This window comes from Burkholderia sp. AU31652, from assembly GCF_002223155.1.
Lineage (GTDB): Bacteria > Pseudomonadota > Gammaproteobacteria > Burkholderiales > Burkholderiaceae > Burkholderia.
The window spans coordinates 1,577,690-1,589,815 of sequence record NZ_NKFG01000005.1 but is presented as its reverse complement, the minus strand read 5'-3'; the positions used below and the strand labels follow the sequence as shown (position 1 = coordinate 1,589,815).

Sequence of the window (12,126 nt, the reverse complement as noted above, 5' to 3'; positions counted from 1 at the left end):
GCGCGCTCAGCTCATGTGCCACTTCTGCAGGATCTGCTGCAGCGTGCCGTCGCCCTTCATTTTCCGGATCGCGCCGTTGAGTTGCTCGAGCGTCGCCGTGTCGCCCTTGCGCACGATGAAGCACACCTGCCCCTTCACGACGCTCTGGTATTCGGGCACGAGCCGGACCTGGCGGTTGACGCCGTGTTCGATCTGATACGCGACGATCGGCTGGTCGGCGAAGCCGGCCTTGATGCGGCCGAGCGCGACGTCGCGCATGATGTCGGCGATCGAATCGTAGGTGCGGACTTCCTTGAAGATGCCCTTCTTGTTGAGTGCGTCGACGAACGCCGTGCCGACCTGCGCGCCGACCACCTGCCCCTTGAAGTCGTCCATCGACGTATAGCGGCCCGGGTCGTCCGCCTTCACGATCAGGCCTTCGCCGAACGTATAGACCGTGTCGGAGAAGTCGACGACCTGCTGGCGCGCCGGCGTTTTCAGCATCGCGGCCGAGATGATGTCGATCTTCTGCGTGGTGAGCGACGGAATCAGCGCCGAGAACACGGTCTGCTGCACGTCGACGCGAAACCCGGCCGACTTCCCGGCCGCGGTGATCGCATCGACCATCATCCCCTGGATCGAATTGCTCTTGACGTCGAGAAACGTGAACGGCACGCCGGTGGCCGTCGCGCCGACCTTCAGCGTGGGCTCGGCCGCGACGGCGCCGGCCGATGCCGTGGAGAAAGCGATGCAGGTGGCGAAACCGGCGGCCAGTGCGCCGAACCGCTTGATGAACGAAACCATGATGTCTCCTTCTCGAATACTTCGGTGCGCCGGCCGGTCGCGGATCGACACTGCGACGATGACCCGATCTTAAAACGAATCAAAAATATCGTAAAAAGATTTTTGTGTATCGATATGCGATACGATATGATGCGATATCGAATCGATTCGGCCCCTTGCTCATGGAAACGTCGCCCGATCAGTCAAACGACCTGCTGTTCAACCAGTCGCTGGAGAAAGGGCTGAACGTGTTGCGCGCGTTCAGCGCGAAGCGGCGCACGATGACGCTGGCGGAAGTGGCCGACGCGGCCGGCATGACGAAAAGCTCGGCGCAGCGGATGGTCTATACGCTCGAGAAGCTCGGTTACATCCGCAAGCATCCGGTTACGCGGCGCTACCAGCTCACGCCGCACGTGATGCGGATCGGCTTCAACTATCTCGCGGCCGATACGTTGATCGACGTCGCGAATCCGTTCCTGTCCGAGCTCACGAACCTGACCGGCGAAACGACCAACCTCACCGAGCCGGACGACGATGAAATGGTGTACGTCGCGCGTTTCGTATCGACCAAGTTCGTGCCGATCCACATGCCGATCGGCAGCCGTATCCCGATGTACTGCACCGGCAGTGGCCGCGCGTTCCTGAGCGCGTTGCCGCCGGAAGAAGCGCGTGTGAGGCTGGACGGCATGGCGCGCACGCCGCATACGCCGCGCACGGTCACGGCGCTCGACGATCTCGTCGCGTTGCTCGATTGCGCGCGGCGCGAAGGCTACGCGGCCAACCAGGAAGAACTGTTCATCGGGGATATGTCGATTGCCGCACCCGTGCTCGGCAGTCAGGGGCAGCCGGTCGCGGCCGTGCACGTGGTCGCACCGACGAGCCGCTGGACGTTCGACGACGCGCGCCGCAAGCTTGCGCCGGCGGTGATCGACTGCGCGCGCGGGATCAGCAATTCGATCCGGACGCTTGAATAGCGTCGGCGAAACGGCATACGGCGCGCCGTTGCATGGCGCACCGGCGTTCGATCGCTACTGCGGCTTCGGCGAATGCTCGGCCCGGTAGGTACCGTTCGGGCGCAATACGAGCTGCTTCGCTGCGGCGTCCAGTTCCTTGCCGTGATACAGATCGATGCATTTCAGGAAGTCGAACTTCACGTCCCCGACTTCCGATTCGACGACCGGATTCCGATAGTCGCGGGCCAGATACTTCGCGACCAGCGCATGAATGACGTCCGGCGCACGCTCCATGTCGTAGTAGGTCCAGTCGCGCAACGCGCTGGTGCTGCTGCCGATGTCCTTGCTCGCGCCGGGCGCCTGCTTGTATGCGGTAGCCAGGCACTCCGCGAGCACCATGTCCTTGAAGTTCCAGAGGTAAGTTCGTGAGCCGGCCTCAGGCGACGTTTGTGCGGCGTCTTTCGCCACGACCATCGCCGGTTGAAACGCGATGCACGCCAACGCGGCAGCGATCCGGACTCCCCTCATGACAGGCTCCAAAAATTTGCGCGATCGGTACGATACCGCGCGCCGGGTTCGTTGAAGTAACAATGGTCGTAACACGTTCGCCCGTTGAACAACGTGGCGTGGCCCTGTGCATCGCGCCACCCCGACACCTCGAACAGGATGACACCCCGCCGACCCGCAAGTGGCCCTCCGTTCGACGGCGGGTATTTGACGCCGTCAGCCTTCCCCCATCGTTGCTCGAGAAAACGAATCAAGTCCCTGACACGAAAAAAGTATTGCCGATTGTCTCCACCCGATACCGTTTGTTCCGGGATTCGCGGTATCACCATACCTGCTTCACCCAGGATATAACTCATCCTCACCGCGCAAGTATTGCTCCATTGCTCTGCCGGGTTCGGATTGTTGACGTTCTTCGCAACGTATCCGCCGATCACTTTCGCGACGCGCTCCCCGGAATTTGCCGGGTCGTAGATTCGCTGGGATGCCGCCCACGCAACGGCAAATGATGGTCGTTTCACTTTGGCTCCTTGTTGTAGTAATGAATTCGACTCGAGGAAGCGCATCGAAGACTCGCGACGGCTCTGTGCTACGAATACCTTCGAATCCATCGAATCAGGGAGTCATGATGCGCGATTGGAAAGTTTTTTGTAAGGATGCCGACTTGCCGGACGCCGATCCTTCTTCTGCTTCGCCCCCTCGTTTTCCCCGATCCCGTTCGCCTTGACTCCACACGCTCCGGCGACCACAATTCGCACATCGCAAGTGTGATCACAGATCGCAGATCAAACCCAGGAGAACCCGCCTTGGCGCCTCGTATCGTCCCGCCCGCCCTCAAAGCCATCGAACAGGAAACGATGGCCGACAAGGTCTACCAGCAACTGCGCGAAGCGCTGATGAGCGGCCGTTTCGCGCCCGGCCAGGCGCTGAGCCTGCGCAGCGTCGCGGAAGCGGTCGGTTCGTCGACGATGCCCGTGCGTGCGGCGCTCACGCGGCTGCGCGCCGAACGCGCACTGGTCGACGGCCCGAACCGCGCACTCGTCGTGCCGCCGATGACGCTCGACATGCTCGACGAACTGCGCGACGTGCGAATCGCGCTCGAAGGCTGCATCGCCGAACGCGCATGCGCCCGGATGACCGACGCGCAGATCGCGGCCGTCCGCAAGACCTGCGAGACGATGCAGGCGCACGCCGAGGCAGGCCGCTCGCGCGCTTACCTGCAAAGCAATTTCGCGTTCCACAGCGCGATCTACGCGCACGGCGCAAGCGAAAGCACGCTCGCGATCGTCGAGAACCTGTGGATGCGCGTCGGCCCCTTCCTCAACATGGTCGCGCTCGACATCCCGCACATGCGGCGCTCGATGGATGCGCACCGCGCCATCGTCGATGCGCTCGAACGGCGCGACGGCGCAGGCGTGCGCGCAGGCATCGCGCTCGACATCGGCGGCGCGGCACACGATCTCGCCGAGACGCTGCGGGCGGAACGGACCCCGCGGACCGTGAACGCGAAGCCGTAGCGGCCGCCTGCCGCGGGCGCCCGGTCGCGAGCGTCCGCGATCCGACTACATCAACGATGGAGACAACCCGGCATGACAGCTTCCGACCTGCTGAAACCCTATGACGGCCTGCGCGTCCTCGTGACGGGCGGCGCATCGGGCATCGGTCTTGAAATCGCGGACGCGTTCGCCGAATGCGGCGCGCACGTGCATGTATGCGACGCGTCGCAAGCCGCGATTGCAGCGCTCGCCGACCGGCCGCCGCGCGCCGGAGCCGGCGCGATCAGCGCGACGCTGGCCGACGTCTCCGATCCGGCTGCCGTCGAACGCGTGTTCGCCGACGTATCGGCCACGCTCGGCGGCCTCGACGTGCTCGTCAACAATGCCGGCATCGCCGGTCCGACCGGCGGCATCGACGAGATCGACCCGGTGCAGTGGGAACAAACCGTCGCGATCAACCTGACCGCGCAATTCCAGTTCGCGCGCCACGCGGTGCCGCTGCTGCGCGACGCGAAGCACGGCGGCGCGATCATCGCGCTGTCGTCGGTCGCAGGCCGGCTCGGTTACGCGTTCCGCACGCCGTATGCGGCAACCAAATGGGCCGTGGTCGGCCTCGTGAAGAGCCTCGCGATCGAACTCGGCCCGCTCGGCATTCGCGTGAACGCCATTCAACCCGGCATCGTGCGCGGCCCGCGGATGCGCCGCGTGATCCAGGCACGTGCGCAGCAGCTCGGCATCGGTTACGACGAAATGGAGACGCGCTATCTCGAGAAGATCTCGCTGCGGCGCATGACCGATCCGGCCGAGATCGCCGCAACCGCGCTGTTCCTGTGCTCGCCGGGCGGGCACGGGATCACGGGCCAAGCGATCTCCGTCTGCGGCAACGTCGAAGTGCTCTGACGCACCCTGCATCGTTCACCGAAAGGAATCCATCCATGGCCAACGCTCGCAAAGTCATCATTACCTGTGCGCCGACCGGCGCGATCCATACGCCGTCGATGTCGCCGTACCTGCCCGTCACGCCGCACGAGATCGAAACCGCCGCCGTCGCGGCCGCCGAGGCCGGCGCAGCGATCCTGCATCTCCACGCACGCAATCCGTCCGACGGCAAGCCGACCCAGGATCCGGCCGTGTTCGCCGAATTCCTGCCGCGCATCAAGGCGCAAACCGACGCGGTGATCAACCTCACGTCGGGCGGCAGCCCGCACATGACGGTCGACGAACGCCTCCAGCCCGCCCTGCATTTCCAGCCCGAAGTCGCATCGCTGAACATGGGCTCGATGAACTTCGGGCTGTACCCGATGCTCGAGCGCTTTCGCGAGCTGAAGCATCCGTGGGAACGCGAACATCTCGAGAAGAGCCGCGACCTCGTGTTCAAGAACACGTTCGCCGATATCGAAACGATCCTCACGCGCTGCGGGGCGAACGGCACGCGCTTCGAATTCGAGTGCTACGACATCTCGCACCTGTACAACCTTGCGCATTTTGTCGACCGCGGGCTCGCGAAGCCGCCGTTCTTCGTGCAAAGCGTGTTCGGCCTGCTCGGCGGGATCGGCGCACACCCGGAAGACCTGATGCACATGCGCCGCACGGCCGACCGCCTGTTCGGCAGCGATTACGTGTGGTCGATCCTCGGCGCCGGGCGCAACCAGATTCCGCTCGCGACGATCGGCGCCGCGCAAGGCGCGAACGTGCGCGTCGGGCTCGAGGATTCGCTGTGGATCGCGCCGGGCACGCTCGCGGAATCGAGCGCCGCGCAGGTCCTGAAAATGCGACAGGTGCTCGAGGGCCTGTCGCTCGAGATCGCGACACCGGCCGAGGCGCGCGCGATGCTCGCACTCAAGGGCGACGACGCGGTGAATTTCTGATCGCCGGGTAACGCCCCAACACCAGAATCCGCAAGCGCAGTGACAAGGCGCCGGCCCGAGCCGGCCGGCGCCAGGACGCCCATCATCGCCCCGCTCCGTTCGAGCGCTGCCGGCGCGGCTCCGTCGTCTGCCCATCCGCTGCATGCATCGCAGCGGCATCTGTCGAACGCGGCGCACCGTGCTTGCCGTGCGCGCCGGTTCGCCCTTACCGGAGTCGTCCGCATGTCCACTCATCACGCCCAGGCCCTGTCTTCCGCCGCCGGCGACGCGAGCGCGTCGCTGAACCGGCTGCTGTTCCGCAAACTCCTGCCGCTGCTGATCGCCGCGTATGTGATCAGCTTCCTCGACCGCACCAACATCGCGTTCGCCAAACATTCGATGGGGGTCGATCTCGGCATTTCATCGGCCGCGTACGGACTCGGCGCGGGGCTGTTCTTCCTGACCTATGCGCTCTTCGAAATTCCGAGCAACCTGATCATGCATCGCGTCGGCGCGCGCTTCTGGATCACGCGGATCATGATTACGTGGGGCGCACTATCGGTCGCGATGGCGTTCGTCAGCGGCGAGACGTCGTTCTACGTGATGCGCCTGCTGCTCGGGGCCGCCGAAGCCGGCCTGTTTCCCGGCGTGATGCTGTACCTGACGTACTGGTTCGGCCGCGAGGAGCGTGCGCGCGCAACCGGCTATTTCCTGCTGGGCGTGTGCATCGCAAACATCGTCGGCGGGCCGCTGGCCGGCGCGCTCATCGAGCTCGACGGCACGCTCGGCTTCCACGGCTGGCAATGGCTGTTCGTCGTCGAAGGCATTCCGGCGATCCTGCTCGCATTCGTCGTGTGGACACGGCTGCCGGATCGTCCGAGCACCGCGCCGAGGCTCTCCCCGGAAACCGGGCGCGCGCTCGAACGCACGCTGGCCGCCGAGCAGGATGCGGGCGCCGGCGCGCACGGCGGCCATGCATTCGGCACCGCGCTGCGCGATCCGCAGATCTGGCTCGCGATCTTCGTGTACTTCTGCCACCAGTTGACCATCTACACGGTGATTTTCTTCCTGCCGGGCATCATCGGCGCATCGGGACGCTTCTCGCCGTTCGCGGTCGGGTTGTTGACCGCACTGCCCTGGCTCGCTGCCGCCTGCGGCGCCGCCACGCTGCCGCGCTTTGCGCGCGAGTCGCGGCATTCGCGCCGGATGCTGTGTGCGGGGCTGGTCGTGATGGCGGCCGGGATGGCCGGCGCCGCGCATGCGTCGCCTGCCGCGGGGCTCCTGTGCGTGTGCGTGGCCGCCTTCATGTTCTTCGTCGTTCAGTCGATCGTCTTCACGTTTCCCGCGTCGCGGCTCGCCGGTAACGCTCTGGCCGGCGGACTCGGACTGGTGAATACGTGCGGGTTGCTCGGCGGCTTCGTCGGACCGACCGTCGTCGGTGCGATCGAACAGGCCACCGGCAATGCGAAGAACGGGTTGACGCTGCTGGCGGCCGCGCTCGTCATCGCGGCGTTCGCCAGCCTCGCGTTGCGGCACGGGCACGAGCGGGATGCCATGCTGTCACGCAATTGAGTCCAGACTCGCACACTCGTTCGTTGTACGCGACTTCAATCACCCAAGAAAAACTCACCGGTTACGATCAGGAAATAATGCACCGTTGACAGAAAGCACTCGAACGCTAGAGTGATCAGCATGATTGTTGTCTATCGCTACCGGGTGAAGTCGCTCAATGGCCTGCTTAACAAGCAGAGCCGTGCGGTGAACTACGTCTGGAACTTCTGCAACGACACGCAAAAGCACGCGCTCAAGTGGCGCAAGAAGTGGCCGACGGGTTTCGACCTGAACGTGTTGACGACCGGTGCCAGCAAGGAACTCGGCATCCACTCGGGCACCGTCAACGCAACCTGCGAGCAATACGCGAAGTCGCGCAGCCAACACCGTCGGCCCTACCTGCGCTATCGCGGCAGGAAATCGCTGGGCTGGGTGCCGCTGAAGGGCCGTGACCTGAAGCGTGAGGGTGACGCGTTCCGTTTCGCCGGCAACACCTTTCGCGTGTTCAACAGCCGACCGCTTCCCGAAGGCAAGATCAAGGACGGGACCAACTTTGCGCAGGATGCACGCGGCAACTGGTTTCTGAACATCGTGATCGAGATGCCCGATGTGCAGGCCCGCCCGGTCCGTTCCGGCGTCGGCATCGATCTCGGCCTGAAAAACTTCGCCACACTTTCGACCGGCGAGAAACTGCCTAACGATCGGTTCGGTCGACGAGCGGCGGAAAAGCTGGCGAAAGCGCAACGGGCACGAAAGCACAAGCGGCATATCGCGAAGCTGCACGCCAAGGTGGCGAATGCCCGTGCCGATTTCCAGCATAAGCTCGCGCTCGATCTGGTGCGGCGTTTCGATTACATCGCGGTTGGCAACGTGTCGGCCGCCAAACTCGCCAGAACCAGGATGGCGAAGAGCGTCTACGACGCATCCTGGTCGTCCTTCCGAAACAAGCTCCGCTACAAAGCGATCGCGCACGGGGCCACGTTCGAGAAAGTCGACGAAAGCGGTTCTACCCAGTCCTGTTCGGCGTGCGGATCGAAAGACAGCACGACGCGGCCGAAAGGTATCGCGGGACTGCGAATAAGAGAGTGGGCCTGCAGTGACTGTGGTGTCGAGCATGATCGTGATATCAACGCTGCGCTGAACATTCTCCGATGCGGACGTGCATCGCCAGTTGTGGGAATTCCTCGCTTTTAAAGGAAGAGGAACGTCAATACCATCTGCATCGAGACCGTAAGTTGGATTGGTAAGCGCAGCGATGCAACCGGGAAACGAGGGAGCAAGAAACAGCATGCGGCGCCCCAGGCGCCGCATGCGAAGGATTCGAACGAGTTCGCCGCGCTAACGCGCCGTCACCGATGCGCGCGCGCACGCACCGTCGCGACCGCGTATTCGCGCCGCTCCGCCAGCAGCTGCATGAACCGGTACGCAACGAGCGAGCCGGCCACGGCAAGCAGCATCGGCGCGAGGCTGTCGTGGTCCGCGCGCGTGAATTCGAGCAGCAGCACGACCGCCGTGATCGGCATCTGCATCGACGCGGCGAGGAACGCGGTCGCGCCGATCAGTGCGCATCCGCCGATCGACGCGCCCGGCCACACGAGGCTCCACAGCCCGCCGAGCACGACGCCGAGCAGCGCGCCGTTCGCAAGGCCCGGTGTCAGCAGGCCGCCTTCCGCACCCGCCCGCAGGCTGCCGGCCTCGATCAGCACCTTCAGCACGAGCAGCGCCGCGGCGAGACCGATCGTCAGCGTGCCGTCGAAGCCCAGCGACGCCGGGCCCTTGCCGTTGCCGAGCAAGGGCGGAAGCCCCATCGCGAGCACGCCGATCATCGTGAAGTTGATCAGCGCGAGCACCGGCAACCGCCCGTCTTTCGGCGCGTTCGCCCGGGCACGTGTGGTGAGCCGCACGAAGCCGTACGCGGCAAGGCCGAACAGCGGACCGCAGACGATCGACCACGCCACCAGCGGCGAGCTCAGCACGAACGGCGGCACCGTGTACTGGTGTTCGTTGCCGAGGCCGATCCACGCAACGGCCGCGGCGATCGCCGACGTCGCGACCGCCACGACCAGCGCACGCAGTTCGAACGTGCCGAGCAGCACTTCGAGCACGAAGATCGCGCCGCCGAGCGGCACGTTATAGACGGCAGCGAGGCCCGCACCGGCACCGCACGCGACCATCAGCCGGCAGTCGTCGGGCGTGAGCCCCGCCGCATGCGCAAGCCGCCCGGCAAGCAGCGAACCGATCTCGCGCGGCGCGACTTCGCGGCCGAGCGGCGAGCCGAGCGCGACGGTGACGATCTGCAGCAGCGCGTGAACCGTCGTGCTGACGACCGGCATCCGCGGATCGGCTGCACGCACCGCGCGGCGAATGCTGACGAGCGGCCGGCCATACCGGTACAACGCCCACCAGCCGCCGCCGGCAACGATCCCGCAGACGACCAGCACCGCGAGGCGGCGCAGCGGATCGGCGCCGGTCACGCCGATGAGGAAGCTCTCGGTGCCGATCACGTGCGCGACGCTGTAGCCGTACGCGACGTGCTGGATCGCATGCAGCAGCAGTGCGAGCAGCATGCCGCCGAGGCCCGCGCCGACGCCGGTCAGGATCGTGACGACGGCCACGCGCGCGAACGGGCTGGCGGCCGGCGAGGAGGATGCGGGGGCGGACGGGAGATCGGGGCGCATGGTGTCGGCGAATGGAATCGAAAAGACGGCGCGCAACATGCACGCCGCCGTCAGGACCGCATCGTATGCCGGCGCCCCATCATGAGACAAACGTATTTTTCAAATCGACTGATGCATTTTGCGCATACGTGGCATCTGACGGGCCCAAGTCGCCCGCCGTTCACCTCAATCCGGATATATGACGCGCTCAGGTTCGCGCCGCAGATCGCTTTCCCTGGCGGATCGACAGCGTGGCCTTGGCCTGTCGCCGCACTGCTTCGTCGTCGCTGTCCGCATCAAGCACGACGAGATTCGCCGGACGCGCCGATCAACCGCCGTACCGCACGCCGCGCATGTTGCAGCGACGCGACAGGCACGCCTCGATGAACGGATGCCAGCCGCACACGACCACGCAATAACCGCCGGCGTCACGCGCGCGCGGCACATCGTGTCAGTTTTGTGAAGGACTCTTGCGGGATCCGGAAAGGTCCGCTCGCCGCCCCGGCGGCCTAGCGCGCGCGATGCGCCCCTACACTTGCGCCGAACTTTCGTTCCCAGTCCCACACGCAGGAGCCCTGACTTGAAAAAAACCTTCATCGCCGGCGCATGCACCGCCGCCCTGTTCGCCCCGCTCGCTCACGCACAGAGCTCGGTCACGCTGTACGGCCTGATCGATGCCGGCATCGTCTACACCAACAACGCGAACGGCGCGTCGCTGTGGCGCCTGAACAGCGGCACCGTCAACGGCAGCCGCGTCGGGTTTCGCGGCACCGAGGATCTCGGCGGCGGCCTGAAGGCGCTGTTCGTGCTCGAGAACGGCTTCAACGTGAACAACGGCGGGCTCGGGCAGGACGGCAAGCTGTTCGGCCGCCACGCGTACGTCGGCCTGAGCCAGAACGGCTTCGGCACGCTGACGCTCGGCCGCCAGTACGACACGATGGTCGACTTCGTCGCGCCGCTGTCGGCCACGGCCGGCGACCTCGGCGACGCGAGCTTCGCGCATCCGTTCGACAACGACAACCTGAACCACTCGCTGCGCATCAACAACGCGGTCAAGTACACGAGCGAGACCTATGCGGGCTTCAAGGTCGGCGCGATGGTCGCGTTCTCGAACGCGACCAACTTCGGCGCGAACCGCGCGTACAGCGTCGCGGCGAGCTACACGAACGGCCCGCTGAAACTGGCCGGCGCGTACCTGCAGATGAACGGCACGAAGGGCTCGACGAGCGCGAGCCCCGGCGCGACCGATGCGGCCGAAGCAAAGAGCCTGAACCAGGGCGGCTGGTCGATCGGCTCGGACCGCATGCGTTCGTACGGCGGCGGCGTCAGCTACGGGTTCGGGCCGGCCACCGTCGGCTTCGTCTATACGCGTTCGCAGTACGACAACACGGGTTCGTTCGGCTCGACCGGCCAGGTCGCGTTCAACAACTACGACGTGAACGTGCGCTATGCGGTGACGCCGGCCGTCAGCCTCGGCGCGGCCTACGTGTACACGGACGCCAGCGTGTCGAACCCCGACAGCAAACATGGCACCGATCCGAAATGGCACCAGGTCGACCTGCAGGCCGTCTACAAGCTGTCGCGCCGCACGGACGTCTACGCGGAAGCGATGTACCAGCACGCAGCGGGCCGCGGCTACCAGGCGTTCATCAACGGCTCGGGCGGCGCATCGAGCACGGCGAACCAGATCGTCGGCACGATCGGCATGCGCACGCGCTTCTGACCGGCACGATGCGTCGTCGCCCGCCGGCCACGAACCTGCTTTCGCACGCGGGTTCGCCGGCCGCGGGCGGCCTCCATCAATGTTGTGTCATCTGGAAAGCAGCCTGCCTGGAATCGGGGTTTTTGCGCGCGCGGGCGCTGCGTAGACTGCCTGCAAAGGTCGCGGTCACGCATCGCGCGTCGAACCGGCCGCCCACCCCGTACCCAGGAGAACCTCGTGAAATCGCTCGTCGTTACCGCCGCCGCTGCCGTCCTGCTCGCTGCACCGGCCCTGTCTTTCGCCCAGTCGGCCCAGTCGCCCGTCACGCGCGCGCAAGTGCTGCAGGAGCTGATCGATCTCGAGTCGGTCGGCTACAACCCGGCGCGCGGCGAAGTCAACAACTATCCGGACGACATCATGGCGGCGCAGGAACGACTTCACGAAAAGCGTCTCGCGGAACAGAAGGCAGCGCAGGCCGCCTACGGCCACGCCGGCGCACCGACGACGGAATCGGGCGCGGCGGCCAAGCCCGCGCTGTAACGGCATGACGAAGCGCCGCGCCCGCGTGAACGATGTCATGCAGGCGCGGCGCGGTTGCGTTCGCTTGATTGGCTTGAAGAGAAGACGCCGGCAGCGTGGCAATGCGCCGGTGCG

General features: G+C 65.4%; 12 protein-coding genes and 1 pseudogene. 8 read left to right on the top strand and 5 right to left on the bottom strand.

Features of this window, described 5'->3' with window-relative positions; translation table 11 throughout:
- Nucleotides 1-6: 6 nt before the first annotated feature.
- On the bottom strand, nucleotides 7-783 hold the full coding sequence (locus CFB40_RS24685) for an ABC transporter substrate-binding protein (RefSeq protein WP_089432648.1): 777 nt from the start codon (nucleotides 781-783) through the stop codon (nucleotides 7-9).
- Nucleotides 784-944: 161 nt separating this feature from the next.
- Between CFB40_RS24685 and CFB40_RS24680 the strand changes: the two genes are divergently transcribed.
- The gene (locus CFB40_RS24680; RefSeq protein ID WP_089427547.1) at nucleotides 945-1,736 is read left to right on the top strand and encodes an IclR family transcriptional regulator; all 792 of its coding nucleotides are present in this window, start codon (nucleotides 945-947) and stop codon (nucleotides 1,734-1,736) included.
- A gap of 54 nt (nucleotides 1,737-1,790) precedes the next feature.
- Here the strand turns inward: CFB40_RS24680 and CFB40_RS24675 are convergent, their stop codons facing one another.
- Nucleotides 1,791-2,243: a type VI secretion system amidase immunity protein Tai4 gene (locus CFB40_RS24675; RefSeq protein ID WP_089427548.1), complete on the bottom strand. Its 453-nt coding sequence runs from the start codon at nucleotides 2,241-2,243 to the stop codon at nucleotides 1,791-1,793.
- Entirely contained in the window at nucleotides 2,240-2,785 is a 546-nt protein-coding gene (locus CFB40_RS24670) for a type VI secretion system amidase effector protein Tae4 (RefSeq protein WP_254600235.1), read from the bottom strand. The genes CFB40_RS24675 and CFB40_RS24670 overlap by 4 nt, the downstream gene beginning before the upstream one ends.
- 240 nt (nucleotides 2,786-3,025) lie before the next feature.
- Between CFB40_RS24670 and CFB40_RS24665 the strand changes: the two genes are divergently transcribed.
- The 5 genes from CFB40_RS24665 (at nucleotide 3,026) to CFB40_RS24645 (ending at nucleotide 8,307) form a co-directional block, all read left to right on the top strand.
- On the top strand, nucleotides 3,026-3,736 hold the full coding sequence (locus CFB40_RS24665) for a GntR family transcriptional regulator (protein WP_089427549.1): 711 nt from the start codon (nucleotides 3,026-3,028) through the stop codon (nucleotides 3,734-3,736).
- A 72-nt stretch (nucleotides 3,737-3,808) separates the two neighbouring features.
- The gene (locus tag CFB40_RS24660; RefSeq protein WP_089432647.1) at nucleotides 3,809-4,615 is read left to right on the top strand and encodes an SDR family oxidoreductase; all 807 of its coding nucleotides are present in this window, start codon (nucleotides 3,809-3,811) and stop codon (nucleotides 4,613-4,615) included.
- A 35-nt stretch (nucleotides 4,616-4,650) separates the two neighbouring features.
- Nucleotides 4,651-5,583 (top strand): 3-keto-5-aminohexanoate cleavage protein, encoded by a 933-nt coding sequence (locus CFB40_RS24655; RefSeq protein ID WP_089432646.1) that lies wholly within the window; start codon nucleotides 4,651-4,653, stop codon nucleotides 5,581-5,583.
- Between the two features lie 222 nt (nucleotides 5,584-5,805).
- Nucleotides 5,806-7,134 carry an MFS transporter gene (locus CFB40_RS24650; protein ID WP_089432645.1) on the top strand — a complete coding sequence of 443 codons (1,329 nt, stop codon included), beginning with the start codon at nucleotides 5,806-5,808 and terminating at the stop codon, nucleotides 7,132-7,134.
- A 120-nt stretch (nucleotides 7,135-7,254) separates the two neighbouring features.
- The gene (locus tag CFB40_RS24645) at nucleotides 7,255-8,307 is read left to right on the top strand and encodes an RNA-guided endonuclease InsQ/TnpB family protein (RefSeq protein ID WP_089432644.1); all 1,053 of its coding nucleotides are present in this window, start codon (nucleotides 7,255-7,257) and stop codon (nucleotides 8,305-8,307) included.
- Nucleotides 8,308-8,462: 155 nt separating this feature from the next.
- On the opposite strand, the gene CFB40_RS24640 is transcribed toward CFB40_RS24645, so the two are convergent.
- Together CFB40_RS24640 and CFB40_RS39200 are read right to left on the bottom strand one after the other, a co-directional pair.
- Complete coding sequence (locus CFB40_RS24640; RefSeq protein WP_089433308.1) at nucleotides 8,463-9,791, bottom strand: chloride channel protein; 1,329 nt, start codon at nucleotides 9,789-9,791, stop codon at nucleotides 8,463-8,465.
- Nucleotides 9,792-9,956: 165 nt separating this feature from the next.
- Nucleotides 9,957-10,092, bottom strand: a pseudogene (locus tag CFB40_RS39200) (cytosine deaminase); the annotation flags it as partial.
- A gap of 258 nt (nucleotides 10,093-10,350) precedes the next feature.
- Between CFB40_RS39200 and CFB40_RS24635 the strand changes: the two are divergent.
- Both CFB40_RS24635 and CFB40_RS24630 read left to right on the top strand, forming a co-directional pair.
- Nucleotides 10,351-11,493, top strand: a complete 1,143-nt coding sequence (locus CFB40_RS24635; protein WP_089432643.1) for a porin — start codon at nucleotides 10,351-10,353, stop codon at nucleotides 11,491-11,493.
- A gap of 216 nt (nucleotides 11,494-11,709) precedes the next feature.
- Nucleotides 11,710-12,012, top strand: coding sequence for a DUF4148 domain-containing protein (locus tag CFB40_RS24630; RefSeq protein ID WP_089432642.1), 303 nt, complete (start codon nucleotides 11,710-11,712; stop codon nucleotides 12,010-12,012).
- Nucleotides 12,013-12,126: the final 114 nt, after the last annotated feature.

Bases quoted from the DNA above. Each gene is read 5' to 3' on its own strand.
- CFB40_RS24685 (WP_089432648.1), bottom strand. From the start codon at position 783: ATGGTTTCGTTCATCAAGCGGTTCGGCGCACTGGCCGCCGGTTTCGCC.
- CFB40_RS24680 (WP_089427547.1), top strand. From the start codon at position 945: ATGGAAACGTCGCCCGATCAGTCAAACGACCTGCTGTTCAACCAGTCG.
- CFB40_RS24675 (WP_089427548.1), bottom strand. From the start codon at position 2,243: ATGAGGGGAGTCCGGATCGCTGCCGCGTTGGCGTGCATCGCGTTTCAA.
- CFB40_RS24670 (WP_254600235.1), bottom strand. From the start codon at position 2,785: ATGCGCTTCCTCGAGTCGAATTCATTACTACAACAAGGAGCCAAAGTG.
- CFB40_RS24660 (WP_089432647.1), top strand. From the start codon at position 3,809: ATGACAGCTTCCGACCTGCTGAAACCCTATGACGGCCTGCGCGTCCTC.
- CFB40_RS24655 (WP_089432646.1), top strand. From the start codon at position 4,651: ATGGCCAACGCTCGCAAAGTCATCATTACCTGTGCGCCGACCGGCGCG.
- CFB40_RS24650 (WP_089432645.1), top strand. From the start codon at position 5,806: ATGTCCACTCATCACGCCCAGGCCCTGTCTTCCGCCGCCGGCGACGCG.
- CFB40_RS24645 (WP_089432644.1), top strand. From the start codon at position 7,255: ATGATTGTTGTCTATCGCTACCGGGTGAAGTCGCTCAATGGCCTGCTT.
- CFB40_RS24640 (WP_089433308.1), bottom strand. From the start codon at position 9,791: ATGCGCCCCGATCTCCCGTCCGCCCCCGCATCCTCCTCGCCGGCCGCC.